The organism is Amycolatopsis sp. 505, from assembly GCF_031625235.1.
GTDB lineage: Bacteria > Actinomycetota > Actinomycetes > Mycobacteriales > Pseudonocardiaceae > Amycolatopsis.
On the sequence record NZ_JACKQP010000020.1, the window covers coordinates 16,892 to 42,832 of the forward strand.

Below are 25,941 nucleotides of genomic sequence, written 5' to 3' on the forward strand. Positions count from 1 at the left end.
TCCCCGCAACCGGAACACTCTTCTCCGTTTTCCGGTACCGTGGCAGCAGCCCACCCGAAGGAGGCCGCCGTGGGGTACCGAGGCCCGCTGCCGAAGAACGCCGTCGAGCGCGTCAACACCTGCGTTGGCGCGCTCCGGACTTCCCCTCGCTGGGGGTCGCTCGTCCGGCGGCATCTCACGCAGGTCACCTACACCGGCCAGCGGTCGGGGCGGACCTTCAGCACGCCCGTCGGCTATCGGCGGGCGGGCGATGTCGTCACCATCGGCGTGCGGTTGCCCGATGCCAAGTCGTGGTGGCGCAACTTCACCGGCGACGGTGCTCCGCTCACCCTCGAACTCGATGACACCGCGCGCACCGGGCACGCGGTCGCCCGCCGCGACCCGAAGGGCCGCGTCACCGTCACCGTCCGGCTGGACAGCGAGGCCTAGTCGCGTTGTGCGGCCAGTCCGTGCCACAACAGGTCGGCGAGGTCGGCCGCGTCGCGGCGCCAGTCGCCGTTCGGGTCGAGCCACAGGAGGCCACCCATGCCTCTCATGACCAGCTCCGGGGTCAGGCCCGGGCGGACCGTCCCGGCCGCCACGTTGGCTTCGAGCATCGCCGCGACCGCGCCGAGCATGTCCTCGTACGCGTCGCCCGGCAGCTCGCCGCGGGCCGCCGTTGCCGTGCGCAGCGCGTCGGCCAAGCCCTTCTTCGTCATCATGTAGTGGGCCACGTGGTCGGTCACCCACACCCGGAGCGCTTCCTCCGGGGCGTGCTTCTCCAGCAGCACCGGCACCACCTCGACGATGTGCCGGACCTCCCGCCGGTAGACCGCCAGGATCAGCGCCTCCGGGGTCGGGAAGTGCCGGTAGACCGTGCCGACGCCCACCTCGGCCTGCTTGGCGATCGCGTTGAACGAGACCTCGCCCGTGTCGGCCAGCGACGCCGCCGCCGCGATGAGGATGCGCTCGTGGTTGCGCCGCGTGTCCGCTCGGCGCGGGCTGACCGATCCGGTCGTCATCGTCCCTCCCGGTGGTCGTGCCGTCCCGCTGAATCTAGCCGAGTCCTGGAGCTGCTCCAGCCTGCCCGTTCGTTGCCAAGCGGATTGTAATCCGCTAGCCTCGCGACCGAGTGAAGCGGATGACTATCCGCTCCCGCCTTCACCGCCCCACCACACCGTCGGGCAACCGCCCGGCTCCGCGGAAAGAGACCAGTGGACATCTCACTCGAAGTCAACGGCACGACCGAACACCTGGACGTCGATCCCGGCGTCACGCTCCTGGACGCGCTGCGCGAGCGCCTCGCCGTCACCGGCCCGAAGAAGGGCTGCGACCGCGGGCAGTGCGGCGCCTGCACCGTGCACGTCGGTGGCCGGCCCGTGCTGTCGTGCCTGACCCTCGCCGCCACCGTCAAGCAGCCGGTGACGACCGTCGAAGGACTGTCCACAGAGGACAGGCTGCACCCGGTGCAGCAGGCGTTCGTCGACCAGGACGCCCTGCAGTGCGGGTTCTGCACCTCCGGGCAGATCATGTCGGCGGTCGCCGCCGTCGAGCAGGACGTCGAAGACGTGCGGGAGTTCATGTCCGGCAACCTCTGCCGGTGCGCGGCCTACCCGAACATCGTGAAGGCCGTCGAGCAGGCGAGGCGGGCCGATGCGTCCCTTTGAGCTGACCGCACCCACCACCGTCGAAGCGGCGGTCGCCACGCCCGGCACCTACCTCGCCGGCGGGACGACCCTGGTCGACCTCATGAAGCTGGACGTCCTGACGCCGCAGCACGTCCTGGACATCAACGACGTGCCGTTGCGCGGCATCGACACCGACGACGGGCTGCGCTTCGGCGCGCTCGAGCGGATGAGCGCCATCGCCGCGCACCCCGGTGTCTACCCGGCGATCTCGCGCGCCCTGCTGCTGAGCGCGTCCCAGCAGCTGCGGAACATGGCCAGCATCGGCGGAAACCTGCTGCAGCGCACGCGCTGCTCGTACTTCCGCGACGTCGCCATGCCCTGCAACAAGCGCGTTCCCGGCAGCGGCTGCCCCGCGCTCACCGGCGCGAACCGGATGCATGCGATCCTCGGCACGAGCGACTCGTGCGCGGCCACGCACGCCAGCGACGTCGCCGTCGCCCTGGTCGCGCTCGACGCCCGCCTGCGGCTGGCCGGCGAGTCCGGCACCCGTGAGGTCGCGCTCGGCGACTTCTACCAGCTGCCCGGCGACACCCCGGCCGTGGAGAACGACCTGCGCCCCGGCGAACTGATCACCGAGGTGATCGTGCCGCGGCTGGACTGGGCCGCGAACTCCACCTACGTCAAGGTGCGCGACCGGCAGTCCTACGAGTTCGCGCTGTGCTCCGCCGCGGTCGCGCTGGACGTCCGGGACGGGATCGTCGCCGACGCCCGGGTCGCGGCCGGCGGGGTCGGGACGGTGCCGTGGCGGCTGCCGTCCGTCGAAGCGGCCCTGCGGGGCGGCCCGGCGACCGAAGCCGCCTTCGAAGCGGCCGCGGCGGTGGCCGCCGACGGCGCGCGGCCGTTGTCCGAAAACGGGTTCAAGGTGCCGCTGCTGCAGCGGACCATCGTCCGGGCCCTGCTCGAACTGACCGACGGGAGCTCCCGATGATCACCCGGCTGGACGCGCCGCTGAAGGTCACCGGCGGCGCCAAGTACGGCGCCGACCACACCTTCCCCGGCATGGTCTACGGCTACGTCCTGCTCAGCACGATCGCCCACGGCGAGATCGAGGCCATGGACGTCACCGCGGCGAAGAGCGCGCCCGGCGTGCTCGAGGTGTACACGCCGTTCGATCCGCTGGCGCTGAACACCCCGAGCCTGCCGATCTTCGGTGACACCTGGGTTCCGCTGCAGGACAAGGAAGTCACCTACTACGGCCAGCCCGTCGGCTTCGTGGTCGCGGAGACGTTCGAGCAGGCCAGGGACGCCGCGGCGCTCGTCGCGGTCACCTACCGCGAGCGGCCCGCCCGGACCTCGCTCGCCGAGCACCTCGACACGGCCGAACCCGCGCCGCCGGCCATGGACGGCGCTCCCCCGGAGATCGAGGTGCTCGAAGACGGCGTCGAGTCCTTCGAAGCCGCCCTGGCCGCGAGCCCGGTGGTCGTCGAGGCGACCTACTCGACCGCGACGCAGAACCACGCCGCGATGGAACCGCACTCCGCGGTCGCGGTGTGGGACGACGGCGAGCTGACCGTCTACAGCGGGAACCAGGCGTCCCACATGCAGGCGGCCGAACTGGCCATCGCGCTCGGCCTGGCGCCGGAGGCCGTCCACGCGGTCAACCCGTTCGTCGGCGGAGCGTTCGGCGGCAAGGGACGCACCTCCACACCGGCCTTCCTGGCCGCGGCGGCGGCCCGCGCCCTCGGCCGGCCGGTGAAGGCCGCGCTCACCCGCGAGCAGGTCTTCACCGCCACCGCCGGCCGGGCCGCGACGGTCCAGAAGCTCGCGATCGGCGCCGAGCCGGACGGCACGCTGATCGCCCTCCGCCACGACTCGTGGTGCCACACCGACACCGCGCGGTCGTTCGTCGAACCGACGTCGCACGGCACCTCGCGCGAGTGGTACGCGACGCGGAACCTCTCGATCAGCCAGAAGATCGTGCCGCTGAACGTGCCGCCGACGACGTTCATGCGGGCGCCCGGCGAGGCACCCGGCTCGTTCGCGCTGGAAAGCGCGATCGACGAGCTCGCCGTGAAGCTCGGCATGGACCCGATCGAGCTGCGCGTCCGCAACAACTCGACCGCCCCGCCCGGCCACGACCTGCAGTGGTCGAGCAAGCACCTCGACGAGTGCTTCCGCGTCGGCGCGGACCGCTTCGGCTGGGCACACCGCCCGGCGGGCACCCGCACCGACGGCGACTGGCTCGTCGGCATGGGCGTCGCCACCGCGGTGTTCCCCGCCCTGCGCTTCCCGGCCACCGTCGGCATCACGCTGCGGGCGGACGACACCGCCGTCGTCGCGACCAGCGGCGCGGACCCCGGCACCGGCCTGCTCACCGTGCTTTCCCTGGTGGGCGCCGAATCGCTGGACATCCCGGCCGACCGGATCACCCCGCGCCTCGGCGACTCGGCCCTCCCCCCGGGCGGCATGTCGGGCGGCTCGACGGCGACGGCGAGCGCGGGCACGGCGATCATGCTCGCCGCCACCAAGGCGATCGACGAACTCACCGCGCTCGCGTCCGACCCCGGCGCGCCGTTCGCCGGGCGCCAGGTCACCTACGCCGACGGCCGCGTCTTCGCCGACGGCGAGTCGATGACCTTCGGCGACCTGCTGCGGGCCGTCGGCCGCGAAACGCTCGACGTGACCGGGACGTCGGCGCCGGGCGAGGAGCTGACCAAGCACTCCTTCGCCTCGTGGGGCGCCCAGTTCTGCGAGGTCCGGGTGCACAAGTGGACGCGCGAGGCGCGGGTGTCCCGGATGCTCGGCGTGTTCGACGCCGGCCGGATCATCAACGACAAGGCGGCCCGCAGCCAGATCATGGGCGGCATGATCTGGGGTGTCTCGGCCGCGCTGCACGAGGGCCTGGAGATCGAGGCGAACGGCCGGCTCGCCAACGGCGACTTCGCGAGCTACCTGCTGCCGGTCAACGCCGACATCCCGGAAGTCGGCGTCCAGTTCGTCGAGTACCCCGACACCCTGCACAACGCGGTGGGCGCCCGCGGCCTCGGCGAAATCGGCACCGTCGGCATGGCGGCGGCGGTCGCCAACGCCGTCTACAACGCCACCGGCATCCGCGTCCGGCACATCCCGATCACCATCGAGGACCTCCTCGAAGGCTGACCGTGCGGGCAGGGCGTTCCCGGACGCCCTGCCCGCACCGCACCAGGAATTCACGGTGCCGCCGCGCATCCGGCCAATCCGGGCCCGGCGCCGTTATCCATCCGCGACAACGCGAGAGACGGAACGCCCATGACGGCGGCCCGTCCGCGGTCCTAGGCTGACGGGCGCTTCCCCCGACAGTCCACGAAGGGACCCCCGCATGACCGACCCCGTCGTCCCCACCACGTCCGGCGCGGTCCGCGGTCAGGTCACCCCCGCCGGCGTGGTGCTCTTCCGCGGCATTCCGTACGCCGCCGCGCCCGACGGCGAGCTGCGCTTCGCCGAGCCCGTCCCCGCTCCACCGTGGGAGGGCGTCCGCGAGACGCGGAGACCGGGGCCGACGGCGCCGCAGCGCCGTCACGACGTGCCCGGCCTCGACCTGACCCCGCTCACCGGCACCGGCTGGCGGCCGGGACCGGAGTACCTGACGGTCGACGTCTGGACCCCGCAGCCGGGCGCCGCTTCCCTGCCGGTGCTGGTGTTCGTGCACGGCGGGGCGTTCCTCGGCGGTGCCGCGTCCGCCGCGGTCCACGACGGCACGGCGTTCGCCCGCGCCGGCGCGGTGCTGGTGACGGTCCAGTACCGGCTCGGCATCGACGGCTTCCTCCCCCTGGACGGCGGCGCGACCAACCTCGGCCTCCGCGACCAGCTCGCGGCCCTGCACTGGGTGCGGGAGAACATCGCGGCCTTCGGTGGCGACCCGGCCAACGTCACCCTCTTCGGCGCGGCCTCGGGCGCGGTCAGCGTCGCCTGCCTGCTCGGCTCGCCCCTCTCGACGGGCCTGTTCCGCCGCGCGATCGTCCAAAGCGGACACCCGGACATGGTCCGCGACGGCGTCCAGGCCCGGCGCCTGGCCAAGGTCGTCGCGGACGAACTGAAGGCGGAACCGACGGCGGAGGCGTTCCGCAAGGTGTCGACCGAGCAGCTGCTCGACGCCCAGGACGCGGTCCTCCGCCCGGGCGGCGCCCCCGACCTCCGCGACGCGCTGGGGTACGACCGCGGCTACGGCCTAAGCCCCTTCCTCCCGGTGATCGGCGACGACGTCCTGCCGCACCACCCGGCCAAGGCGATCAAGGCGGGCGCCGGCCGCGACGTCGACCTGATCGCGGGCAGCTGCAGCGAAGAGATGCGGCTCTACCTGGTCCCGACGGGCGCGCTGGAAGCGGTCACCGACGACCAGGCGGTGGCCTCCCTGGCGGTCTCGCACCCGGACCCGGCGGGCGTGCTGTACGCCTACGGCCTCGGTTCGGGCCGCACGGCGGGCGAGGTCCTGGTCGAGGCCCTGACGGACCTGGTCTTCCGCGACGGCGTGCGCGACCTGGCGGAGAACCACACCGGCCGCACGTTCCGGTACGAGTTCGAGTGGGGCTCGCCCCTCCTCGAAGGCCGGCTGGGGGCGTGCCACGGGCTGGAGCTGCCGTTCGTGTTCGGGGCGTTGGACGCGCTTTCGGGGCCGCGCGGTCTGCTGGGCGAGAACCCGCCGCACGAGCTGGCGGCCGAGCTGAACGGCGCGTGGCTCCGCTTCGCGACGACGGGCTCGCCGGGCTGGGCGGGGTACACGGGCGAGGACACGATGTTCCACGCGTACTGACCGCGGCGCGGGTGCGGTGCGCCGGCCACTCCCCTCCCGTGGGCGACCGGGAGATCACGAAGCGGTCGAGGGCTCTGCTCCAGCGGGCTGGCTCCGGGCCGGAACGGTTGACGACTCCCCTGCCCCGCTGCCAGGCTCAGGCCGCCCGGACGGCCGGATGAATGGGGACCACCGATGCCCGAGGCGGGCTCTGCCGCACCGCCGCGCACCTTCGTCCGCACGCTTCTACGCAGCGGCACACCCGCGGAACCCGCCGACCCCGTGGGCGACAGCGGCGACCTGACCGCCGTCGGGGACGCGACGCTCGCCCGTGCCTCGCGCTACTGGGTGGCCGTTCCGCTGGCCTACCGGGCCGCTGCCTTCGTCAAGGTGTTCATCGGGTTCACCGCATCGAACGGCGTGCTGGGGCTCGGGCCGGTGCTCGGGGCCACCCTCTTCGCCGTCGCCGCCAACACCGCGGCCGTCGTCTGGGTGCTGCGCTCGGGTGGCCTGCGGGCCCGGCTCACCGGGCGCGCCCTCGGTCTGGACCTTTCCCTCGGGGTGGTCCTCAACCTCGTCGTCGCGATGACGGCGCCGGCCGCGATCCAGCCGTTCGCCGTCGACGTCTCGTGGACCTGGCTGGTCGGCTCGGTCGCCATGTGGGCCGGCACGTCCGGGCTGCCCGCCGCGCTGTGGCTGTTCGCCGCGGCCGTTCCGTTCCGGGCGCTGCTGACCCTGGCCGGCGGGCTGCCGCTGAGCGACGAGCTCGCCATGACGCGATCGATCGGCTGCATGGTGGCGCTCGCGGTGGCGATCGTGCTCGCCGTGGCGATCCTCATCCTGCTCGGCGTCGGGACGCGGTTCGCGGTGGACATCGGACTGCGGCGCGGGCGCGAGGCCGAGCGCCGCCGGACGCGCCGCATCATGCACGACAGCGTGCTGCAAACCCTCGAAGCCCTCGCCATTTCGGCCCCAGGCGACGACGCCCAGGCCGTCACGCGGCTTTCGGAGCTGCGTTCGGTCGCCAAAGCGGAGGCGGCCGAGCTGCGCCGCCGGATCACCGAGCCCGTACCGACCGGGCCGACCCGGAGCTTCGCCGTCGAGCTCGCCGACGTCGCCACCGATCTGGCGCGCGACGGCCTGCGCACGCAGCTCGTCGCCGCGGACTTCGCCGACGACCACAAGGTGTCGCAGGACCGGCGCACCGCGTTGTGCGAAGCCGTCCGGGAAGCGTTGCGCAACACGGTGAAGCACTCGGGGACGAAGCAGGTCGTGCTGCGCGTGGAGGAACGCGACGGCGGGATCGCGGTGGTGGCCCGCGATCAGGGCCAGGGCTTCGACGTCCGCGACCGGCCCCCGGGCTTCGGCATCAGCCAGTCCATCATGGCCCGGCTGGCCGAGGTCGGCGGGCACGGCACGGTGGACTCCCAGCCGGGCCGCGGCACCCGCGTCACCATGTGGGTGCCGGGCTAGCCAAGCTCTCAGGCCGCGTGGCGGGCCGCGCGCTCGGCGGCGAGGCTCGCACGGCAGGCCGCGGTCAGCCGGGCGGTGGCGGCACTGCCGCCATCACCGCAACGCGGGCAGGACATCGTCACGGCCAGGGCCAGCTCGTCCACCGCGACGGCCAGCTCGGTCCGGCAGCCGCGGCACCAGCGGTGCCGGGTGACCGGGCTGACGTGCGCCGGCGAGGCGACGCACTGGTGGATCCACCGGCCGTGCACGTGGCAGGTCAGCCGGTCGTCGGGCGCCAGCAGGCCCATGTCCTCGGCGTCGTCCTCGGTGGCGAGCAGGACCGGCAGGCTCCGGACTCGGTTCGAGGTACTGGTCATGGCGGTCATCGTGCTCCCCTTCCCGTCACCGAAGCGTCGATCCGGGAGGCCTGGGATCGACATCGCGCCGGGAGGTGGCCGGATCCCGGCGGTTCCTGGCGATCCAGCCACTCCCCCGGAGCCGTGAAGATCGCTAACTTCGGGCGCGTGTCGAAAATCCTGCTTTCGGTCCACGTCCTGGCGGCGATCCTCGCCGTGGGCCCGGTCGCGGTCGCGGCCAGCATGTTCCCCGCCGCCGTCCGCCGCGACGACGTCAAGGCGGCGACCCTCCTGCACCGCATCTGCCGCGTGTACGCCTACGCGGCCATCGCGGTGCCCGTGTTCGGCTTCGGCGTCGCGGGCACGATGCACGTCATGGGCGACCCGTGGCTGCTCGTGTCGATCGGCCTGACGGCGGTCGCGGCCGCGGTGCTCGCGCTGCTGATCCTGCCGCGCCAGAAGCGGCTGCTGGCCGCGGAGTCCACATCGGACACGCTCGGCCGGCTGGCCATGCTGACCGGCGTGTTCAACCTGCTGTGGGCGGTGGTGACGGTGCTGATGATCGTCCGGCCCGGGTCGTCGACCGGTGCCTAGACCGCGACCGCGAGCGGCACGCGCACCGCCACGAAGTCCGGCCGGCGCCGCAGGGCGAACCCCAGCGAGAGGTAGAGGCGGATCGCCGAGGTGTTGCTCGCGGCCGCGTGCATCATCGGGATCTCGCCGCGCTCGCGGATGCCCGCGGCCACCGCGAGCACCAGGCGCGTCGCGAGGCCCTGCCCGCGGTGGGCCGGGTCCGTGCAGACCGCGCTGATCTCCGTGTGGCCCGGCGGGTGCAGGCGCTCGCCGGCCATCGCGACGAGCGCGCCGCCGCGCCGGATGCCGAGGTAGGTGCCGAGCTCGACGGTCCGCTTCCGGAACGGCCCCGGCCGCGTCCGTTCGACGAGGTCCAGCATCTCCGGCACGTCCGCGGGGCCGAGCCGGACGGCTTCGGGCTCGGGCGCGGCCGCGACCCCCTCGTCGACCAGCTGCACGCCGCGGACCTCGTCGAGCACCTCCCAGCCGGACGGCGGCCGGGCGACGGTCGCGGCCAGCACGACGACCGCACCCGGCCCGGCCAGCTCGGCGACGTCCAGCCAGTCCTGCTCGCCCGGGTCGTCGGGCAGGGCCAGGAAGGGCGCGATGTCCTCGGGGTAGCGCAGCACGCGCCCCTGCCGTTCCGCGAAGTGGGCGTGCGGTCCGGCCAGCGACGCCCAGGTCGGGTTGTCCAGCGGAAAAGCCATGGGTCCAGCATGCTGATCGGGGCCCGGTGACCGCCGACACTCCCACATCCTGGGTAGGGGCGCACGATCGGCGCTCAGCCGACGGTGGTCAGCTCCTCGTCCGAGAGCACGCCGGACCCGGCCGACACCACCAGCCTGCCGCCGCCGACCTGATAGCGGTAGTCGCCGTTGACCGCGACGAAGCCGTCGCCCTCGGCCTGGGCCGGCAGCATGATGTGGGTGTCGTCGGAGGCCGGCTGCCCGCGGGCCTGGCCGTCGTAGAAGATCCGGCCGTCGGGGGTCCGGCAGATCGTCACGAGGGACTTCGCGGTCTGCGCCACGAGCAGCGCGGTGCCCGTGCCGCCGGGCAGGTACCGCGCGGCGTCCTGCGGGCAGGGCTTGTCCGTTGCCGTGCTCGTGGACGGCGTGACGGGCGGCGTCACGCTGTTCGCGGTCGTGACCACGGTCTTGGTGGTCGGCAGCGCGGGTGTCGTGTACTCCGGGAACGGCCCCGTCGCGGACGGCGGCGGCCGCGAGCGCCCGGTGAACAGCAGGACCCCGCCCACCGCGACGCCGGCCACCACCATCAGGGTCAGCAGCACCCACAGCGCCCGGGCACGAGCCCGGCCCGGCGCCAGGCCCGCGCACCGGGCGCAACGCCGCGCCGCGGGGTCGTTGACCGCGCCGCACTGCGCACACGTCCAGGGAAAACCCGCCATCGGGCCTCCTTCGGCCCGGCGCCACGCCACGCCGGCTCCTCCATCGTCACCGACGGGAGCACCGGCTGCAACGGCTCGTGGCTAGCCGTGCACGACGTTGACCATCCAGGGGATGCCGAACTTGTCGACGCAGGCACCGAATTCGTCGCCCCACATCTGCTTTTCGAACGGAACCGTGACGGTGCCGCCCTCGCTCAGCTTGTCCCAGTAGCCACGCAGGTCGTCGGCGTCGTCCCCGCTGAGGCTGACCGAGATGTTGGTGCCCCGGTTGTGCTCCATCCCGGCCGGGGTGTCCGACGCCATCAGCGTGAAGCCGTTTTCGGCCTCCAACTGGGCGTGCATGACCTTGTCCGCGTCCGCTCCTTCGGGTGAACCGGATTCCCCGAACGTGTTCAGGGTGAGCGTGCCGCCGAAGACACCCTTGTAGAACTCCATGGCGTGCCGCGCGTCGTCGCGGAAGCGCAGGTACGGGTTCAGACGAGAAGCCACGGCCATCTCCTTCGATCGGACGAGAGCAGCATCCTCGCAGACCACCGGGGCTGCGCCAATCGGCGGATTTTCAGCGTCACGGCTCTTCGAAAGCGGCTCAGAGCACGAACCGCCGCTGCGCGACCGGTTCGAGCGGCAGCGCGCCGTGCAAGGCCGCCCGGGCCCGCAGTTCCAGGGCCCGGTCCAGCTGACGGGCTCCGGGGGCCGCGGTGTGGAACGTGCCGCGGTCGAACAGGTACACCAGGGCGAGCTTCCCTTCGCGGCGCCCGGCCGGCTCACCGAACTCGACGGTCGCGAACCGCAGGGAGCCGCCGTACCCCGCCCTGGCCAGCCGGTCCGCGACGTCCACCAGGTCGCCGGTCAGCACGCGCAGGTCGCGGTTGCGCCGCCAGCACCGGACCGTGGACCGGCCCTGCAGGTCCTGCGTCACCAGCGGGTGCACCGGCAGCCGCGCCGACGTCGCGGCGATCAGCTCCGCCTCGGTGCGGGCCAGCGCGTCCCCCGCCACCTTGAAGTCGACCGTACCGCCGCCGGTGGGCGCGAGGCCGAGGGCGGCGCGCACCCGCGGGGCGGCCGCGGCGAGGGTGTAGAGGGACTGCAGGTGCGGGCGGGAGGTCCAGCACCGGACGAGCTTGCTGTCCAGCAGGGTCACGACGAACGTTCCTATCCTCATCTCGGAGGCCGCCGGACCGGGCGCTCTGGCAGTGTCCACTGTGGACGTCAGGCGCGGGGACGCGGGGCCGGAAAGGACAGCATGCGCCCGCGCCGGGAGTTCCGGTCCCGAACCGGCCGGGCACGCGGCGAACGGCAGCACTTCGCCGCCGAACGGTCACGCCCGGTCAGGTTCCACCGATCAGCGGTGTCCCTTTCGGCCTCGGGCGATCGTGATCACGGCCCTGCGGAGGTCGGCCCGACTCCGGAAGTGTCGGAGGCACTTTCGCCCTTTCCTCGCCAACCAGACATTTAGCATTGCTAATAGATCTGACCCAGAGCTACCTTCGCGAGCATGACCGAACTCGCCGACCGGCTGCTGGGGGCCGTTCAGGGCATCCGGCGCGTGGTGCGCCGGCGGGTGCGGGCCGACGTGCCCGGCAGCCCACTGCCCGGCGCCCAAGTCGAGCTGCTGCGCGTGGTGGCCGACCGCCCCGGCATCGGCGTCGCCGCGGCCGCTCGCGAACTGCACCTGGCCAACAACTCGGTCAGCACGTTGGTGAACCAGCTCGCCGATGCGGGCCTGCTGCGCCGCGAGGCCGACCCCGCCGACCGGCGCGCGGCGCGGCTGGAGATCACCGCCGCGGCCGCCGAGCGGATGGCCGCCTGGCGCCGCGCCCGCACCGGGCTCGTCGCCGATGCCCTCGCCAAACTGTCCGAAGAGGACATCGGCGCGATCGGGCATGCGTTGCCGGTACTGGAAAAACTCGTGGGCATCCTGAAGGAGCAGCCATGACCGAACCCGCGGCGGTGCGCTGCACCGGCCTGAGCCACTCGTTCGGCGCGACCCGCGCGGTGGACGGTGTCGACCTCGAAATCCACCCGGGCGAGGTGTTCGGCCTGCTGGGCCCGAACGGCGCCGGCAAGACGACCACCCTCCGGATGATCACCACACTGCTGCCGGCCGGCCCGGACCGCATCACCGTCTTCGGCGTCGACGTCGCGCGCCGCCGGATGGCCGTGCGCCGGCTGATCGGGTACGTCCCGCAGCAGCTGTCCGCCGACAGCGCGCTGACCGGCCGCGAGAACGTCGCCCTGTTCGCGCGGCTCTTCGACGTGCCGCGCCGGGAGCGGGCCGACCAGGTGCGGCTGGCCCTGGAGCTGGTCGGGCTGGCCGCCGACGCCGACCGCACGGCCAAGACGTACTCCGGGGGCATGATCCGCCGGCTCGAGCTCGCCCAGGCCCTGGTCAGCTCGCCCCGGCTGCTCATCCTCGACGAGCCGACGATCGGGCTCGACCCGGTCGCGCGCTCGTCGGTGTGGGACCGGATCGCCTCGATCCGCGAGGCGACCGGCATGACCGTGCTCGTCACCACGCACTACATGGACGAGGCCGAGCAGTACTGCGACCGCGTCGCCCTGATGCACGCCGGCCGGATCCGCGCGCTGGGCACCCCCGCCGAACTGGAGGCCGGTCTCGGGCCGGAGTCCACTCTGGACGATGTGTTCCGCGCGGTGACCGGGGACCGGATCGACCACGAAGAAGGAGGGATCCGCGGTGTCCGTGCCACTCGCCGTACCGCCCGCCGTCTCGGCTGACGAGGGCCCGCTGCGCCGGCTGCGCGTGCTCGGCGCCCGCGTCGGCGCGATGTGCCTGGTGGAGCTGCAGAAGCTGCGGCGCGACCAGACCGAGCTGCTCACCAGGGCGATCCAGCCCGCGCTGTGGCTGCTGATCTTCGGCGAGACGTTCACCCGGCTGCGCGCGATCCCGACCGGCTCGACGCCGTACCTCGATTTCCTGGCGCCGGGCATCCTGGCCCAGTCGGCGCTGTTCATCGCGATCTTCTACGGCATCCAGATCATCTGGGAGCGCGACGCGGGTGTGCTCGCCAAGCTCCTGGTGACCCCGACCCCGCGCGCGGCGCTCGTCGCGGGGAAGGCCTTCGCGGCCGGGGTCCGCGCGCTCGTGCAGGCGCTGATGGTCCTGATCCTGGCCGCGGTGCTCGGTGTCGGGCTGACCGCGAACCCGCTGAAGCTCCTCGCGATGGCCGTTGTCCTCGTGCTCGGTTCGGCGTTCTTCTGCTGCCTGTCCATCGTGATCGCCGGGATCGTCCTCTCGCGGGAACGGCTGATGGGCATCGGGCAGGCGATCACGATGCCGCTGTTCTTCGGCTCGAACGCGCTGTACCCGGTGGACCTGATGCCGTCGTGGCTGCAGGTGCTCAGCCACGTCAACCCGCTGAGCTACCAGGTCGACGCGCTGCGCGGGCTGCTCATCGGGACGCCCGCCCACCTGGGGACCGATTTCGCCGTGCTGGCGGTGGCGACGGCGGTGGCCGTTTCGGTCGCGTCGGCACTGCTGGGCAGGTTGGCCCGGTGAGGCACATGTCTCACCGAACGGAAGCTTTATCGCCCGATGCCTAATCTCGAATTCGTGAAACGTCGCGGGGGCGTGGTCCCTTTTGTCGGTTTGTGTCTGCTCGCCGGAATTCTGGTGGCCGGAACGGTGGCGCCCGCCGCCATCGGCGCGGGCTTGTTGTCGAATCAGGTCAGCGATTCGGTGGACGCCATTTCCGCTCAGCTCGCCGCCGCCGATCCGCCGCTGGTGACCACGGTCACCGACCGCGACGGCACCCCGATCGCGACGCTGTACGCCCAGGACCGCCTGCCCGTCACCGCGGCCGGGATCGCGACCACGATGAAGGCCGCGATCATCGCGGTCGAGGATCGCCGGTTCTACACCGAAGGCGGCGTCGACATGCAGGGGATGCTCCGCGCGGCGGTCAACGACAGCACCGGCGGAGCGCTGCAGGGTGCCTCGACGATCACACAGCAGGAAGTCAAGAACTACCTGATCAACGTCGTCGACCGGAACGACCCGGCCGCCCAGCAGGCCGACCGCGAGGACTCGCTCGCCCGCAAGCTGCGCGAGGCGAAAATGGCCGTCCAGCTCAACGCGACCATGAGCAAGGACGACATTCTGGCGAATTACCTCAATGTGGTCGAATTCAGCGGAACCGTGTACGGGGTCGGCGCGGCGGCCAAGGCGTATTTCGGGACGAGCCCGGACAAACTGACCGTTCCGCAGGCGGCGCTGCTCGCCGGAATGGTGAACAACCCCAGCATCTACAACCCGTACACGCACCCGGACAAGGCGCTGCAGCGCCGCAACCTGGTGATCGACGACATGGTCACCAACGGCTCCATCCCGGCCTCGTACGCGACGACGGCGAAGGCGGCCCCGCTCGGGCTGGTGCCGAACGGCCCGGTCACCCCGTCCGGCACCTGCCTGGGCGCGGCCCCGGACGCGGGCTTCTTCTGCGCCTACGCGGAGAGCTACCTGGTGCACGCCGGGTTCACCGCCGACCGGCTGGCCACCGGCGGGTACACGATCAAGACCACCCTCGACCCGCGTGTCTCGCAGGTGACCAAGGACGCCGTCGAAGCGAACGTGCCGACCACCCAGGACGGCGTGGCCAACACCTTCGCCGTCGTCCAGCCCGGCCAGGACGGGCACCAGGTGCTCGCCATGGTCGCCAACCGCAACTACGGCACCGATCCGGCGCAGGGCGAGACGTCGACCGACATCGTCGCCGACGCGAGCAACGAGTTCGGCGCGGGCTCGTCGTTCAAGATCTTCACCTCGGCCGCGGCCCTCGTCTCCGGCAAGGCGGGCCTCGACACCCCGCTGCCCAACCCGGACAGCCAGTGCTTCCCGGTGCCGGATGCGCACGCGTCCTGCTACACCGTCCACAACGACGGTCACTACGCGGACCCGATCAGCCTGGCCGACGGCCTGGCGACGTCGCCGAACGTCGCGTTCGTCGGGCTCGAGAGCCAGGTCGGGATGCCCGCCGTGCTGGACATGGCCTACAAGCTCGGCTTGCGGAACACCCTCGCGACCAACGACGCCGGCCGCACGCCGGACCCGAAGTCGGGCAACCCGCAATTCAGCGAGCCGCAGTCGCAGTACTTCCAGAACCTGCTGTCGTTCACCCTCGGCAACAGCCCGGTCAGCCCGCTGGAGATGGCGAACGTCTCGGCGACGCTGATGAGCGGCGGCGTCTGGTGCCCGCCGAACCCGATCCTGTCGGTGACCGACCGGAACGGCAACGCCGTGCCGGTCGCGCAGCAGGCGTGCGAGCGGGTCGTCCCCCAGGGCGTGGCGGACACCCTGGAAGCGGGGCTGAGCAAGGACACCACGAGCGGCACGTCCGCCGAAGCGGCCCGCGCGGCCGGCTGGACGCGGCCCGACATCGGCAAGACGGGTACGACGCAGCTGAGCGAATCGGTCGCCTTCGTGGGGGGTGTCGACGACTACGCGGTGTCGTCGATGGTGTTCGCCGACGGGCCGCACCCGCGGGAGATCTGCCCGGGTACCCCGGTGCACCTCGGCGACTGCGGCCACGGGGCGTTCGGCGGCACGGTGGCCGCGCCGCCGTACTTCCACGCCATGAGCCGGCTGCTGGCCGGGGTGCCGGACCGGCCGATCCCCGCCGCCGACCCGGCCTACTTGACGGCGCGGTCGTGAGCTACCGCGGTTCGAGGAAGACGAGCGGGATCTCGCGCTCGGTCTTCGTCTGGTACTGCGCGTAGTTCTTGAAGTCGGCGGTGATCTTGGGCCACAGCCGCGCCCGCTCTTCGGCGTCGGCGACGCGGGCACGCATCGGCTGCTTCGGGCCGCCCTTCAGCGAGACCTCGACGTCGGGGTGGTCACGCAGGTTGAGGAACCACGCGGGGTGCGTGTCGTCGCCGCCCCGCGACGCCACGACGACCCACGTGTCGCCGTCCTGGTGGGGCGAGGTCAGCAGCACCGACCGCGGCTGCCCGCTCTTGCGGCCGACGGTGGTGAGCTCCAGGACCGGCATGGCGACCTGCCAGCCCACCCGCCCACCGGTGAGCTTGATCAGGCCGCGGTGGACGGCGTTCATGGTCTTCAGGGCGAAGTCGCTCGGCATGATCCCAATCTAGTTGTCCTCGGCCACGGCGTTGGGTTCGGGCCGAATGTCCGGTTCGCCGGATGCCGGTGCGCGTGGGATCGGCGAAACCGCCCCGGCAAGGGGCAACGGTGTGCGAGGCTGCGCGGCGAAGGAAGAACCGAAAGAGAGAAGAACGATGCTGATCTGGGGCTGGCGTACCCGCATCTACGTGCTGGCGATGACGACGTTCCTGTGCGGCCGGTGCGGCAATCCGGCTTCGCACGCGGTGCGCAAGGCGGTCACGAAGTTCACGCTGTTCTTCATCCCGCTGTTCCCGATCAGCGTCAAGTACACGGCGCAGTGCACGTTCTGCGGGATCGAGAACCGCATCCCGAAGGAGGACGCGGTCCGGCTGCAGGCCCAGGAAGAGCAGGGCCAGGCCCAGCAGCAGGCCGCCTCGGGCTACCCGCCGCACCCCTCGCAGGGCGTTGCGCCGCAAGGGTTTCCGCCGCACCCGTCCCAGCCGCAGGGCTTCCCGCAGCCGGGCCAGTTCCCGCAGGGGCAGCAGCCGGGTCAGTTCCCGCAGCAGGGCCGGTAGGCGCGGGCCGCCGCCGGGGCCGGTTTCCGCAGCGAGGACCGGTAGGCACCGGCCAGCGCCCGACCCGACTCCCGCAGCAGGGCCAGCAGGCGCAGGCCGCCGCCCGACCCGACTCCCGCGGCAGGGCCAGCAGGCGCGGGCCATCGCCGGGGCCGATTCCCGCAGCAGAGCCGGTAAGCGGGGGCCGTCGCCCGGCCCTGCTTCCACAGCAGGGCCAGCAGGCGCAGGCCGCCGCCGGACCTGGTTTCCCACAGCACGGCCGGCAAGCGCCGGGCCAGTTCCCGCAGCGGGGCCGGTAGGCGCGGGCCGTCGCCGGTGGTCCGGGGCCGCCGGCTGGTTCGTGCGGCCCTCGCCTGCCGGCGGGATGGGGCCTTCTCTGTTGAGTTGTCAAACATCCACCGGTCGCCGGTTCAGGCGGCCGATTCCTGCTCGGGGGCGATGAGGGCCTGGCCCGCGGGGGTCAGGACCGCCGGCACCAGCTCGCCCGGGCGGCCGCGGCGGGCCGCGCGGACCAGGCCCTGGTGGGCCAGCGCGTGGGCCGCGAACTGGTCGCCGCACGAGAGGCCGTCGATGAACAGGTCCGGTTCGCTGCTGCACGACACCCGGGCGCGGCCGGCGCCGACCGCTCGGAGCATCGCCCGCATCCGGTGGTTGACCTCCGGGTGCGCGGCCGGTGAGCCGGTGTTCTCGTTCCCGTCCATGTCGGTCCCTCCCGCTCGTGGTCGGCCTCTGCTCCTGCGTCGAATCGGCACGCGGGATCTCGACATCAGGCTCGGCCGGAGCGTCCCCTCATCGTCACCGCAGGCAATCCAGCACGGGTCGAAGCCCCGTCGACGAGCGTTCGGAGGCCGGTCGCGAACGGATGGGGGTCAGAAGGGCGGCTTCCCCGCCCCCACCGGTTCCGGGGTCCAGGAACCGCTCCCTTCGCTGCCCGTGGCGCGGACGGCCTTGGTCACCTTGGCCGTGGCGTACCGCAGGGACGGCCCGATTTCCTCGACCTCCAGCTCCACGACGGTGCGCTTCTCGCCCTCCTTCGTGTCGTACGACCGCTGTCTCAGCCGGCCGTGGGCGATCACGCGGGCGCCGCGCACGAGCGACTCGGCGACGTTTTCCGCGTACTCCCGCCACAAACTGCAGCGCAGGAACAGCGCGTCACCGTCGCGCCAGGAACCGGACCCGCGGTCGAACACGCGTGGGGTGCTCGCGACCGTGAAGTTCGCGACCGCCGAGCCGCCCGGGGTGAAGCGCAGATCGGGGTCGCTCGTGAGGTTGCCGACCACGGTGACCATCGTTTCGCCTGCCATCGGTCTCTCCTTGTCCTCCGGGTGCGGGGTGCACCGCTCTTGCCGATGAGGACAGCACGGGGGTCCGACAATTCCGGATGCCGACACCCGGGCGGGGTGGTTTCCTGCCGCCATGCCGACGGCGTTTGAGAAGGAGCTCGTGACGCTCGCCCACCGGCTGGCGGATCTGGGCGACCTCGTCGCGATCGCGCTCGAGGAGGCCACGCGCTCGGTCCTGGAAAGTGACCACACGCTGGGCGGACGTGCGCGGGAACAGGCCGTCGCGGTGACTGTGCTGGGGGCCGCGTGCGAGGACCAGGCGTGCGCGCTGCTGGCCCTGCACGCGCCGCCGGAGACGGGGGTGAAGGCGGTTTTCGCGGCCGTGCACACCGCCGCGGATCTCACTCGGATGGGTGGACTTGCGCGGGAGGTCGCCGAGGCGCGGGGGCCGGTGCCGTCGGACGTGCGGCCCGCGGTGGGACGGCTGGGTGGGCATGCGGTGGCCGCGGCGCGGGCGCTGCGCGAGGTGCTGGTCGGCGGGGACGGTGCTCCGCTCGGTGACGCGGTCGCGCTGGTGGGGACGGCCGAGCGGGAGGTGCGGGCGTGGGTGGACGGCCGCGGGTGGCCGCTCGGGGTGGGTGTGGCGGTCGATCTGGGGTTGCTGGCCGCGGTCTACGGGCGGTTCGCCGGGACGGCGGTCCGGGTGGGACGCCGGGCCGCCCGGTTCGCGCCGATGGGGGCTTAGTGGCTGCCGCGGGCCGTGACGCCGCCCACCCGCGCCACCGGCGTCATCGCGACTACCGTGGCCGGTATGAGCAACACCGAGGCCGCCCCCGCCGAACTCGCCTGCGGCGATCGGCCCGCGGCCGCCGATCCCGACCGGCCGGCCGTCGAGGTCCTCACGCCGCGGGAGGTGCCCCTCGGCGGGCCCCGCGCGATGCGGGTCCGGCGCACCCTCCCCCAGCGGTCGCGGTCGCTGATCGGCGCGTGGTGCTTCGCCGACCACTACGGCCCGGACGACGTCGCCGGGCCCGGGGCGATGGACGTCGCCCCGCACCCGCACACCGGGTTGCAGACCGTCAGCTGGCTGTTCTCCGGCGAGATCGAACACCGGGACAGCCTCGGCACGCACGCGCTGGTCCGGCCCGGCGAGCTGAACCTGATGACCGGCGGGAACGGCATCTGCCACTCCGAGGTCTCGACCGCCGCCACCAAGACGCTGCACGGCGTGCAGCTCTGGGTGGCCCTGCCCGAACGGCACCGGCACACCGCGCGGGCGTTCGACCACTACGCCCCATCGGTGAACCGCATCGAAGGCGCCGAGATCCGCGTGTTCCTCGGCTCCCTGGCCGGCCGGACGTCGCCGATCCCGACGTTCACGCCGCTGCTGGGCGCGGAAGTCGTGCTGGGACCGGACGCCCACATGTCGCTCGGCGTGGACCCCGGCTTCGAGCACGGCGTGCTCGTCGACACCGGCGACGTCGTCGTGGCCGGCACCCGCGTCCGGGCGGCGGAGCTGGGTTACGTCGGCACCGGGGTGCGCTCCCTGACGTTGAGCAACCGCGGCACCGAATCGGCCCGGTTCCTGCTGCTGGGCGGTACGCCGTTCGACGAAGAGATCCTGATGTGGTGGAACTTCGTCGGCCGCACCCACGAGGAGATCGTCGCGTTCCGCGAAGCCTGGCAGGCCGGGTCGGACCAGTTCGGCGAAGTGACGGGCTATGCGGGCGAGCGGCTGCCGGCGCCCGCGTTGCCGGCCGTGCGCATCAAGCCCCGCCGGAACCCGGCCTCAGGCCAGGAAACCGCCCACGGCTGACCGGAAGGCCGGCGCGTCGTCCAGCCACGGGTAGTGCGCGGCCCCGGCCAGCACGGTGGCGCGGCCGTCCGGGAAAAGGGCAGCGAAGCGATCCGCCACAGCCGGGCTGGCGATCCAGTCCAGTTCACCGGCCAGCACGAGCACCGGAGCGGTGACCGCCGCAAGCGCGGCGCGGGTCGTCCCGGGCTCGAAGGCGCCGGTGGAGTTGTAGATCCGGGCGGCCGCCCCGTTGCGCTGGCCGGCTTCGCCGGACTGGTGCCGGCGGGCCGCTTCGTCCCAGCGGCCGTAGTAGAACGGGGCGAAGGTGGCCCAGTCGGCGCGGGTCGCCGTCTTCGCGGCGATCGATTCGTAGGCGGCGGCCGCCGCGGCGAACCAGGGCTCGCCGGCGCGCCGGGCCATGATGCGCCGGCGTTCGTCGGCCGGGACGTCGAAGCCGACGGCCCGCGGGCTCGGCGCGATCAGGGCGAGCCGGCTCAGGCGCTGGGGGTACCGGGCCGCGTACCGGACGGCCAGGCTCGCCCCGGCCGAGTGCCCCAGGAGGTCGAAGCGGTCGAGGCCGAGGTGCTTGCGCAGGGCCTCGACGTCCTCGATCTGGCGGTCGCAACGGTAGGTGGCGGGATCGGCGGGCGGTTCGGAGGCGCCGGTGCCGCGCAGGTCCAGCACGGCGGTGCGGCGGCGAGTGGTGAGGCCGCCGAGGTCACCGAGGTAGGCGCCGGCTCGCATCGGGCCGCCGGGCAGGCACACCACCGGTAGTTCGGCTCCGGCTCCGGCGAGGTGGACGGCGAGGGCGGTTCCGTCCGGCGCGGAGAAGATCGGCACGGCCCGACCCTGGCAGGTCCGGGCCGCGGGAACAAGCCCTCACGAAGACGTGACCAGGCGTTCCAGCACCGCGAAGACCCGCTCGACGTCGGCCTCGGTCGTCCGCCAGTTGCTGAAGGCGGCACGCAACGCCGGGCGGCCGTCGTACACCGTCGGCGTCAGGAAGGTGGTCCCGTCCTCGGCGATGGCCTGCACGAGCGCGTCGATCCGGTCCTGCGTGACGTCTCCGGCCGGGGTGAAGCAGACGACGTTGAGCCGCACCGGCGCCAGCAACCGCCAGTGTGGTGAGCCGTCGATCCGCGCGCCCAGGTCCCGGGCCAGCGCGACGCAGCGCTCGACGATCTCGCGGTGCCCGGCGCGGCCGTACGCCACGAGCGAGAACCAGGCCGGGAGCGCGCGCAGCCGCCTCGAGTTCTCCGGCGTGAGGTGCAGGAAGTCCGGCGTCTCCCCGATTTCGCCGAGGTAGGCCGCGTTGTTGCTGAACACGCGCAGCTGCAGGTCGCGGCGGCGGGTGAACTGGACGGCCGAGTCGTAGGGCACGTTGAGCCACTTGTGCAGGTCGACGACCACCGAGTCGGCCTGGTCGAGGCCCGCGGTGAGGGCCGCGTGTTCCGGGGCCAGCGCGGCGAACCCGCCGAACGCGGCGTCGACGTGCAGCCAGAAGTCGTACCGCCGCTTGAGGTCGGCGATCGCCCGCAGGTCGTCGAAGTCGACGGTGTTGACCGTTCCGGCGTTCGCGACGACGACGGCGGGCCCGTCGAGCGTCTCGAGCGCTTCGGCGAGTTTCGCGACGTCGACGGCTTCACGGCCCGGGAGCACCGGCACCCTCCGCAGCGCGGACCGGCCCATCCCGAGGAACGACAACGCCTTCAGCACGCTCGAATGCGGCGAACCGGACAGCACGGTGACGGGACCGAGCGCGGCGGCGCCTGCGTCGGAGACGGTCACGCCGGCCCGTTCGCCGAGCCATTCGCGGGCGATGGCCAGGCCGGTGACCGTGGACATCGTGGCGCCGGTGACGAACGCACCGGAGAACTCCGGGCCCAGTCCGAACAGCTCGGCCAGCCAGCCGACGGTCTCGCGCTCGAGGTCTTGCGCCGAGGAATCCATGCCGCTGGCGGGATTCTGGTCGTAGGCGGCGGTCAGCCAGTCCCCGGCGAGCGCGGCGGGCGTCGCGCCGCCGGTCACGAAACCGAGGTACCGGGGACCCGCGCTCGCGGCGAAGCCGGGCTCCCAGCGTCGCGTGAACTCGTCCAGGGCCCCGCGTGCGCCGGCGCCGTCGAGCGGCAGCGGCGCCGGGACGGCGGCCACGGGCGGGACGGCGGCCGCCCGGTGGTCCAGCCCGGCGAGCGCCTCGGCCGCGAGTTTGCTTGCGGTGTCGAGGAGATCGGGCAGGGAGTGCAGGTCATCGGCGAGCCTCGGGTCCATCCCACCGACGCTAGGCGCGGTGCCGTCCTCTGTCGCGGGCCAATCCCGGGAAACTGGCCCGGTGAACGAACGGCCGGGGGTGCTCGGTCTCGATCTTTTGCGCCGGTGTCGCGGTCGTGGCTGTCCTGGAAGGCCGCCGAGCAACCTCTCGTTCGCCCAGCTCGGCAAGCGGTAGCCCGAGTCAGAACCGCCGGAGCCGGCGGACGCGGGTCTCGGCCGGGTCGAACGCCACCCGGCGCAACGGTCCCGTCAGCAGCAGCACCACCGCCATCGACGCCAGCGCCGCCAGCACCAGCGCCGCCACGAACTGGGCCGCTCCCGAGGTCGCCGTCGAAAGCACCGCGTACCCCGCCAGCACCAGCGCCGACGGGGCCAGGAAACCCGTCAGCACCGGGATCAGCGGCACGCGGTCACCGTCGGGGCGGCGGGCGGACACCACCGCCGCCCCGGCGCAGGTGACCGCCGCGACCAGCAAGCAGCCGCCGACGGTGTCGCTCAACCGGTGCCAGCCCAGTGCCACCGCCGCCGCCGAGACCCAGGCGACGCCGGCGCTGCCCGTCACCAGGGCCGTCAGCCGGAACCGGCGGGGCAGGACGATCGCGAGCGCCACGAGCACGGCCATCGCCGCGCTGACGTGCCCGCTCGGGAAGCTGTTGTGGCTCGCCACGCCGAAGCGGTCGCCGGTGCTCGGGCGCTCCAGGACGTACAGCTTGAGCAGCTGCGCCACCACGAGGGGCGCGGCCAGCAGCACCAGCGCCATCACGCCGAGGGCCAGCCGCCGCCGGACCACGGCGATCGCCACGATCAGCACCGCCACCCCGCCGAGCACCACCACCAGGTCGGTCTGCCGCAGCGGGTCCGCCCAGTCCACTGTGGTCCCCGCGGACTGGGCGCTGCGGACGACGCCGTTCTCGACGCCGCGGCCGGCCTCCGTGCGAACGAAGAGCAGGTAGGCCGCGACGAACGCGAGGGCGAACCCGGCCGCGCCCGCGAGGAGGACGGCCGTGCGGGACGCGGCCCGGGTCACGGGTGCGGGGCCGGCCGGGCGGGTCGCGGAAGGTGCGTCGGTGAGGATCACTGCCATGTCCCCGAGTCTGGAACGCGGTCTTCGGGATCCCGTCAGCGCGATGTCATGATTTTGCTACAAGATCCGCCCGGGTCGCCATGACGTGCGCTTTTCCGAATAATGGCGCCGTGGCCGAGGTACTGGTGGTAGAGGACGACGCGGCGGTGCGGGAGGGCCTGCAGCTGGCCCTGCGCCGGCAGGGACACGTGGTGCGCACCGCGGAATCCGGCGAGCTCGGCATCGAGGTGCTCGTGCACCACCGGCCCGACATCGTCGTGCTCGACCTGATGCTGCCCGGCATGGACGGCTTCGAGACCTGCCGCCGGATGCGGGCGTCCGGCCCGGTCCCGATCATCATGCTCACCGCGCGCAGCGACGACTTCGACGTCGTGGCCGGGCTCGAAGCGGGCGCGGACGACTACGTCGCCAAGCCGGTCGAGCCGCGGGTGCTGGACGCGCGGATCCGGGCCGTCCTGCGCCGCTCGGCCGCCGAACGGCCGGGCGGGCCGGCGGCGGCCGAGGAGCGGCACGGCGACCTCGTCATCGACCGGTCCGGGCTCGAGGTGACCAAGCGCGGCGCGCCGGTGTCGCTGACCCCGACCGAGCTCAAGCTGCTGCTCGAGCTCTCGCGCACGCCCGGGCAGGTGTACAGCCGCCAGCAGATCCTCTCCGCCGTGTGGGACCACGACTACCTCGGGGACTCCCGGCTCGTCGACGCCTGCGTGCAGCGGCTGCGCGCGAAGATCGAGGACGTGCCGGCGAAACCGGAGTACGTGCAGACGGTCCGGGGCTTCGGTTACCGGTTCGGCCGGTCGTGACCGCACCGCGGATCCGGTCGTGGCTCGCCGGGCTGCGGCCCCGGCTGGTCGCCGCCTTCGCCGTCATCATGATCCTCGGCGCCACCACCGCGGCCGGCGCGAGCTACGTCTTCGCGCGCCGGGCCATCCTCGAAGGCGTCCAGGACCAGACCATGCTGAAGCTGCGCGACCAGATCGCCGCGTACCTGCCGACCGTGTCGCTGCCGCCGTCGCAGGCCACGCTCGACGCCTTCGCGACGGCGCTCAAGTCCAGCAACGCGCTGATCGTCTACCAGGACCTGCACGCGACCTCGGGCCTGTCGATCGACGACGTGCCGGCCGACCTGCGCCGTGCCGTGGCCACCACCACCAACATCCAGTTCCAGCGCGTCGACGTCCAGGGCTTCCCGCTGTTCTTCGTCGGCGTCCCGGTGCAGACCGGCACCGGCAAGCCGAGCGGCCTCGAGGTCTACGCGATGACGCGGCTGACCGACCAGCAGGAGGCGATCGACGCGCTGGCCCGCTCCGCCTTCCTGTTCTCCGCACTCGCCCTGCCGGTCGCGGTCGGGGTCGCGCTGCTCGCCGCGCGGCAGGTGCTGCGGCCGGTCCGCGCGCTGAACACCGCGGCCAGCCAGCTCGGCCGCGGACGGCTCGACGTGCGGCTGCGCGCGAAGGGGTCCGACGAGCTCGCCCAGCTGGTCACGACGTTCAACCACACCGCCGCGGAGCTGGAGCGCACGGTCGGCACCCTGCGCGCGATGGAGGCCGACGCGCGGCGGTTCGTCGCCGACGTCTCCCACGAACTGCGCACGCCGCTGGCGGCGATGAACGCGGTCACCGACGTCCTCGACGAGGACGCCGAGCAGCTGCCGCCCGACACCGCGGTCGCGGCGCGGCTGGTGTCGGCGGAAACGCGGCGGCTGACCCGGCTGGTGCAGGACCTGATCGAGATCTCCCGCTTCGACGCCGGCCGGGCCGAACTACGCCGGGAGGAGCTGGACGTCGCCGCGGCGATCGGTGACACCCTCGCCGCGCGCGGCTGGGAGCCCGGCGCCGAGCTGACCGCCGACCTGCCGTCCGGGATCACCGCGCGGCTCGACCGGCGGCGGCTCGACATCGTCGTGGCGAACCTGGTCGGCAACGCGCTGCGGCACGGCGCCCCGCCGGTCGAAGTGGTGCTGCGGCAGGAAGGCGGCGACGTCGTGCTCACCGTCACCGACCACGGGCCCGGGATCCCGGCCGACGTCCTCCCGCGGGTCTTCGACCGCTTCACCAAGGCCGACACCGCCCGTGCCCGGTCCGAGGGCAGCGGCCTCGGGCTGTCGATCGCGCGGGAGAACGCGCGGCTGCACGGCGGGGACATCGTCGCCGCCAACACCGGCACCGGCGCCCGGTTCGAGCTTCGCGTGCCCCGGGAGGCGTGGTGAAGAAACTCGCCGTCTTCGCGGTGCTGCTGCTGGTGAGCGCGTGCGGGATCAAGCCGACGCCGGTGCTCGGGGCGGGGCCGGCGCCGACCCTGCGGAGCCCGGCGGACGACGGCCGCGGCACCGACGTGATCCTCTACTTCGTCCTCGACGACCGGCTGTCGCCGATATCCCGGCCGGGCAGCGGGCCCGTCGGCGTCGAGGCCACCCTGACGATGCTGCTGGACGGGCCGTCGGCCGACGAGCTGGCCGGCGGGTACACGACCGAGCTGCCCCGCCGGTCCGGCGCGATCACCTTCACCCCCGGCTCGCCGCCGACGATCACCGTCCCGTTCCCGCTGCAGCCGATCTCCGCCGCCGGGATCAACCAGCTGGTCTGCACCGCCTTCGCGGCGCTGGCCACCCAAGGCGGGTACGTCACCATCGGCCTGTCCGGCCCCGACATCCGGCTGCCGTACCAGACCTGCCAGGCGTGACAGCCGATGTCGAC

30 protein-coding genes are annotated in these 25,941 nt (G+C 73.0%); 17 read left to right on the plus strand and 13 right to left on the minus strand.

Translation table 11 applies throughout. The annotated features are described in order from the left end of the window. Positions 1-69 precede the first annotated feature (69 nt). The gene (locus H5965_RS44415) at positions 70-429 is read left to right on the plus strand and encodes a hypothetical protein (RefSeq protein ID WP_310977331.1); all 360 of its coding nucleotides are present in this window, start codon (positions 70-72) and stop codon (positions 427-429) included. Here H5965_RS44415 and H5965_RS44420 read toward each other — a convergent pair. After that, positions 426-1,001 (minus strand): TetR/AcrR family transcriptional regulator, encoded by a 576-nt coding sequence (locus H5965_RS44420; protein WP_310977332.1) that lies wholly within the window; start codon positions 999-1,001, stop codon positions 426-428. The two genes, H5965_RS44415 and H5965_RS44420, sit on opposite strands and share 4 nt — an antisense overlap. Positions 1,002-1,193: 192 nt before the next feature. On the opposite strand from H5965_RS44420, the gene H5965_RS44425 reads away from it, so the two are divergent. The 5 genes from H5965_RS44425 (at position 1,194) to H5965_RS44445 (ending at position 7,848) form a co-directional block, all read left to right on the plus strand. Further along, positions 1,194-1,646 carry a 2Fe-2S iron-sulfur cluster-binding protein gene (locus H5965_RS44425; protein ID WP_310977333.1) on the plus strand — a complete coding sequence of 151 codons (453 nt, stop codon included), beginning with the start codon at positions 1,194-1,196 and terminating at the stop codon, positions 1,644-1,646. Beyond that, positions 1,633-2,595, plus strand: a complete 963-nt coding sequence (locus H5965_RS44430) for a xanthine dehydrogenase family protein subunit M (protein ID WP_310977334.1) — start codon at positions 1,633-1,635, stop codon at positions 2,593-2,595. The genes H5965_RS44425 and H5965_RS44430 overlap by 14 nt, the downstream gene beginning before the upstream one ends. Next, positions 2,592-4,766 carry a xanthine dehydrogenase family protein molybdopterin-binding subunit gene (locus H5965_RS44435; RefSeq protein WP_310977335.1) on the plus strand — a complete coding sequence of 725 codons (2,175 nt, stop codon included), beginning with the start codon at positions 2,592-2,594 and terminating at the stop codon, positions 4,764-4,766. The genes H5965_RS44430 and H5965_RS44435 overlap by 4 nt, the downstream gene beginning before the upstream one ends. A gap of 199 nt (positions 4,767-4,965) precedes the next feature. Further along, positions 4,966-6,396 carry a carboxylesterase family protein gene (locus H5965_RS44440; RefSeq protein ID WP_310977336.1) on the plus strand — a complete coding sequence of 477 codons (1,431 nt, stop codon included), beginning with the start codon at positions 4,966-4,968 and terminating at the stop codon, positions 6,394-6,396. A 174-nt stretch (positions 6,397-6,570) separates the two neighbouring features. Next, positions 6,571-7,848: an ATP-binding protein gene (locus H5965_RS44445; RefSeq protein ID WP_310977337.1), complete on the plus strand. Its 1,278-nt coding sequence runs from the start codon at positions 6,571-6,573 to the stop codon at positions 7,846-7,848. Positions 7,849-7,856: 8 nt separating this feature from the next. Here H5965_RS44445 and H5965_RS44450 read toward each other — a convergent pair whose 3' ends face one another. Beyond that, on the minus strand, positions 7,857-8,204 hold the full coding sequence (locus H5965_RS44450) for a hypothetical protein (protein WP_310977338.1): 348 nt from the start codon (positions 8,202-8,204) through the stop codon (positions 7,857-7,859). Between the two features lie 147 nt (positions 8,205-8,351). On the opposite strand from H5965_RS44450, the gene H5965_RS44455 reads away from it, so the two are divergent. Then, complete coding sequence (locus tag H5965_RS44455) at positions 8,352-8,777, plus strand: hypothetical protein (RefSeq protein WP_310977339.1); 426 nt, start codon at positions 8,352-8,354, stop codon at positions 8,775-8,777. On the opposite strand, the gene H5965_RS44460 is transcribed toward H5965_RS44455, so the two are convergent. The 4 genes from H5965_RS44460 to H5965_RS44475 all read right to left on the minus strand — a co-directional run bounded on the left by H5965_RS44460 (position 8,774) and on the right by H5965_RS44475 (position 11,302). Then, on the minus strand, positions 8,774-9,463 hold the full coding sequence (locus tag H5965_RS44460; protein WP_310977340.1) for a GNAT family N-acetyltransferase: 690 nt from the start codon (positions 9,461-9,463) through the stop codon (positions 8,774-8,776). The two genes, H5965_RS44455 and H5965_RS44460, sit on opposite strands and share 4 nt — an antisense overlap. A gap of 74 nt (positions 9,464-9,537) precedes the next feature. Continuing rightward, on the minus strand, positions 9,538-10,161 hold the full coding sequence (locus H5965_RS44465) for a hypothetical protein (protein WP_310977341.1): 624 nt from the start codon (positions 10,159-10,161) through the stop codon (positions 9,538-9,540). Between the two features lie 81 nt (positions 10,162-10,242). Next, positions 10,243-10,650, minus strand: a complete 408-nt coding sequence (locus H5965_RS44470; protein ID WP_310977342.1) for a VOC family protein — start codon at positions 10,648-10,650, stop codon at positions 10,243-10,245. Positions 10,651-10,747: 97 nt separating this feature from the next. Beyond that, entirely contained in the window at positions 10,748-11,302 is a 555-nt protein-coding gene (locus H5965_RS44475) for a PspA-associated protein PspAB (RefSeq protein WP_310977343.1), read from the minus strand. 354 nt (positions 11,303-11,656) lie between these two features. Between H5965_RS44475 and H5965_RS44480 the strand changes: the two genes are divergently transcribed. Genes H5965_RS44480 through H5965_RS44495 form a run of 4 tightly spaced genes read left to right on the plus strand, consistent with a single transcriptional unit; the run spans position 11,657 to position 15,832 of the window. Continuing rightward, positions 11,657-12,097, plus strand: coding sequence for a MarR family transcriptional regulator (locus H5965_RS44480; RefSeq protein WP_310977344.1), 441 nt, complete (start codon positions 11,657-11,659; stop codon positions 12,095-12,097). Next, on the plus strand, positions 12,094-12,900 hold the full coding sequence (locus H5965_RS44485) for an ATP-binding cassette domain-containing protein (protein WP_310977345.1): 807 nt from the start codon (positions 12,094-12,096) through the stop codon (positions 12,898-12,900). Before H5965_RS44480 ends, H5965_RS44485 begins: the two co-directional genes overlap by 4 nt. Next, positions 12,860-13,681 carry an ABC transporter permease gene (locus H5965_RS44490; protein ID WP_310977346.1) on the plus strand — a complete coding sequence of 274 codons (822 nt, stop codon included), beginning with the start codon at positions 12,860-12,862 and terminating at the stop codon, positions 13,679-13,681. The genes H5965_RS44485 and H5965_RS44490 overlap by 41 nt, the downstream gene beginning before the upstream one ends. A 36-nt stretch (positions 13,682-13,717) precedes the next feature. Next, positions 13,718-15,832 carry a transglycosylase domain-containing protein gene (locus H5965_RS44495; RefSeq protein ID WP_310977347.1) on the plus strand — a complete coding sequence of 705 codons (2,115 nt, stop codon included), beginning with the start codon at positions 13,718-13,720 and terminating at the stop codon, positions 15,830-15,832. Position 15,833: 1 nt separating this feature from the next. On the opposite strand, the gene H5965_RS44500 is transcribed toward H5965_RS44495, so the two are convergent. Next, on the minus strand, positions 15,834-16,259 hold the full coding sequence (locus H5965_RS44500) for a nitroreductase/quinone reductase family protein (RefSeq protein WP_310977348.1): 426 nt from the start codon (positions 16,257-16,259) through the stop codon (positions 15,834-15,836). Between the two features lie 157 nt (positions 16,260-16,416). On the opposite strand from H5965_RS44500, the gene H5965_RS44505 reads away from it, so the two are divergent. Further along, complete coding sequence (locus tag H5965_RS44505; RefSeq protein WP_310977349.1) at positions 16,417-16,818, plus strand: zinc-ribbon domain-containing protein; 402 nt, start codon at positions 16,417-16,419, stop codon at positions 16,816-16,818. Here H5965_RS44505 and H5965_RS44510 read toward each other — a convergent pair. From H5965_RS44510 to H5965_RS44520, 3 genes are all read right to left on the minus strand, one after another. Beyond that, positions 16,794-17,075, minus strand: a complete 282-nt coding sequence (locus H5965_RS44510; protein ID WP_310977350.1) for a hypothetical protein — start codon at positions 17,073-17,075, stop codon at positions 16,794-16,796. The two genes, H5965_RS44505 and H5965_RS44510, sit on opposite strands and share 25 nt — an antisense overlap. A 153-nt stretch (positions 17,076-17,228) precedes the next feature. Then, entirely contained in the window at positions 17,229-17,519 is a 291-nt protein-coding gene (locus H5965_RS44515) for a hypothetical protein (RefSeq protein ID WP_310977351.1), read from the minus strand. 168 nt (positions 17,520-17,687) lie between these two features. Beyond that, complete coding sequence (locus tag H5965_RS44520) at positions 17,688-18,122, minus strand: single-stranded DNA-binding protein (protein ID WP_310977352.1); 435 nt, start codon at positions 18,120-18,122, stop codon at positions 17,688-17,690. Between the two features lie 112 nt (positions 18,123-18,234). Between H5965_RS44520 and H5965_RS44525 the strand changes: the two genes are divergently transcribed. Together H5965_RS44525 and H5965_RS44530 are read left to right on the plus strand one after the other, a co-directional pair. Next, positions 18,235-18,846 (plus strand): PhoU domain-containing protein, encoded by a 612-nt coding sequence (locus H5965_RS44525; RefSeq protein ID WP_310977353.1) that lies wholly within the window; start codon positions 18,235-18,237, stop codon positions 18,844-18,846. Positions 18,847-18,912: 66 nt separating this feature from the next. After that, positions 18,913-19,917: a pirin family protein gene (locus H5965_RS44530; protein WP_310977354.1), complete on the plus strand. Its 1,005-nt coding sequence runs from the start codon at positions 18,913-18,915 to the stop codon at positions 19,915-19,917. Here H5965_RS44530 and H5965_RS44535 read toward each other — a convergent pair. The 3 genes from H5965_RS44535 to H5965_RS44545 form a co-directional block, all read right to left on the minus strand. Continuing rightward, positions 19,891-20,736 (minus strand): alpha/beta hydrolase, encoded by an 846-nt coding sequence (locus H5965_RS44535; RefSeq protein WP_310977355.1) that lies wholly within the window; start codon positions 20,734-20,736, stop codon positions 19,891-19,893. The genes H5965_RS44530 and H5965_RS44535 overlap by 27 nt on opposite strands. A gap of 39 nt (positions 20,737-20,775) precedes the next feature. Next, positions 20,776-22,164, minus strand: coding sequence for a pyridoxal-dependent decarboxylase (locus H5965_RS44540; protein ID WP_310977356.1), 1,389 nt, complete (start codon positions 22,162-22,164; stop codon positions 20,776-20,778). 181 nt (positions 22,165-22,345) lie between these two features. Next, positions 22,346-23,248 carry a phosphatase PAP2 family protein gene (locus H5965_RS44545; RefSeq protein ID WP_310977357.1) on the minus strand — a complete coding sequence of 301 codons (903 nt, stop codon included), beginning with the start codon at positions 23,246-23,248 and terminating at the stop codon, positions 22,346-22,348. A gap of 110 nt (positions 23,249-23,358) precedes the next feature. Here H5965_RS44545 and H5965_RS44550 point away from each other — a divergent pair, with 110 nt between their 5' ends. The 3 genes from H5965_RS44550 to H5965_RS44560 are packed head-to-tail and all read left to right on the plus strand — an operon-like array spanning position 23,359 to position 25,927. Next, positions 23,359-24,048, plus strand: coding sequence for a response regulator transcription factor (locus H5965_RS44550; protein WP_310977358.1), 690 nt, complete (start codon positions 23,359-23,361; stop codon positions 24,046-24,048). Then, positions 24,045-25,454, plus strand: a complete 1,410-nt coding sequence (locus tag H5965_RS44555; protein ID WP_310977359.1) for a HAMP domain-containing sensor histidine kinase — start codon at positions 24,045-24,047, stop codon at positions 25,452-25,454. Before H5965_RS44550 ends, H5965_RS44555 begins: the two co-directional genes overlap by 4 nt. Then, complete coding sequence (locus H5965_RS44560) at positions 25,451-25,927, plus strand: hypothetical protein (RefSeq protein ID WP_310977360.1); 477 nt, start codon at positions 25,451-25,453, stop codon at positions 25,925-25,927. Before H5965_RS44555 ends, H5965_RS44560 begins: the two co-directional genes overlap by 4 nt. The last annotated feature ends 14 nt before the right edge of the window (positions 25,928-25,941 follow it).

What these genes read in the sequence shown, in the direction of transcription:
- H5965_RS44420 (WP_310977332.1), bottom strand. Translation starts at nt 1,001, where the DNA reads ATGACGACCGGATCGGTCAGCCCGCGCCGAGCGGACACGCGGCGCAAC.
- H5965_RS44430 (WP_310977334.1), top strand. Translation starts at nt 1,633, where the DNA reads ATGCGTCCCTTTGAGCTGACCGCACCCACCACCGTCGAAGCGGCGGTC.
- H5965_RS44435 (WP_310977335.1), top strand. Translation starts at nt 2,592, where the DNA reads ATGATCACCCGGCTGGACGCGCCGCTGAAGGTCACCGGCGGCGCCAAG.
- H5965_RS44440 (WP_310977336.1), top strand. Translation starts at nt 4,966, where the DNA reads ATGACCGACCCCGTCGTCCCCACCACGTCCGGCGCGGTCCGCGGTCAG.
- H5965_RS44445 (WP_310977337.1), top strand. Translation starts at nt 6,571, where the DNA reads ATGCCCGAGGCGGGCTCTGCCGCACCGCCGCGCACCTTCGTCCGCACG.
- H5965_RS44450 (WP_310977338.1), bottom strand. Translation starts at nt 8,204, where the DNA reads ATGACCAGTACCTCGAACCGAGTCCGGAGCCTGCCGGTCCTGCTCGCC.
- H5965_RS44460 (WP_310977340.1), bottom strand. Translation starts at nt 9,463, where the DNA reads ATGGCTTTTCCGCTGGACAACCCGACCTGGGCGTCGCTGGCCGGACCG.
- H5965_RS44465 (WP_310977341.1), bottom strand. Translation starts at nt 10,161, where the DNA reads ATGGCGGGTTTTCCCTGGACGTGTGCGCAGTGCGGCGCGGTCAACGAC.
- H5965_RS44480 (WP_310977344.1), top strand. Translation starts at nt 11,657, where the DNA reads ATGACCGAACTCGCCGACCGGCTGCTGGGGGCCGTTCAGGGCATCCGG.
- H5965_RS44485 (WP_310977345.1), top strand. Translation starts at nt 12,094, where the DNA reads ATGACCGAACCCGCGGCGGTGCGCTGCACCGGCCTGAGCCACTCGTTC.
- H5965_RS44495 (WP_310977347.1), top strand. Translation starts at nt 13,718, where the DNA reads ATGCCTAATCTCGAATTCGTGAAACGTCGCGGGGGCGTGGTCCCTTTT.
- H5965_RS44500 (WP_310977348.1), bottom strand. Translation starts at nt 16,259, where the DNA reads ATGCCGAGCGACTTCGCCCTGAAGACCATGAACGCCGTCCACCGCGGC.
- H5965_RS44505 (WP_310977349.1), top strand. Translation starts at nt 16,417, where the DNA reads ATGCTGATCTGGGGCTGGCGTACCCGCATCTACGTGCTGGCGATGACG.
- H5965_RS44515 (WP_310977351.1), bottom strand. Translation starts at nt 17,519, where the DNA reads ATGGACGGGAACGAGAACACCGGCTCACCGGCCGCGCACCCGGAGGTC.
- H5965_RS44520 (WP_310977352.1), bottom strand. Translation starts at nt 18,122, where the DNA reads ATGGCAGGCGAAACGATGGTCACCGTGGTCGGCAACCTCACGAGCGAC.
- H5965_RS44525 (WP_310977353.1), top strand. Translation starts at nt 18,235, where the DNA reads ATGCCGACGGCGTTTGAGAAGGAGCTCGTGACGCTCGCCCACCGGCTG.
- H5965_RS44530 (WP_310977354.1), top strand. Translation starts at nt 18,913, where the DNA reads ATGAGCAACACCGAGGCCGCCCCCGCCGAACTCGCCTGCGGCGATCGG.
- H5965_RS44540 (WP_310977356.1), bottom strand. Translation starts at nt 22,164, where the DNA reads ATGGACCCGAGGCTCGCCGATGACCTGCACTCCCTGCCCGATCTCCTC.
- H5965_RS44545 (WP_310977357.1), bottom strand. Translation starts at nt 23,248, where the DNA reads ATGGCAGTGATCCTCACCGACGCACCTTCCGCGACCCGCCCGGCCGGC.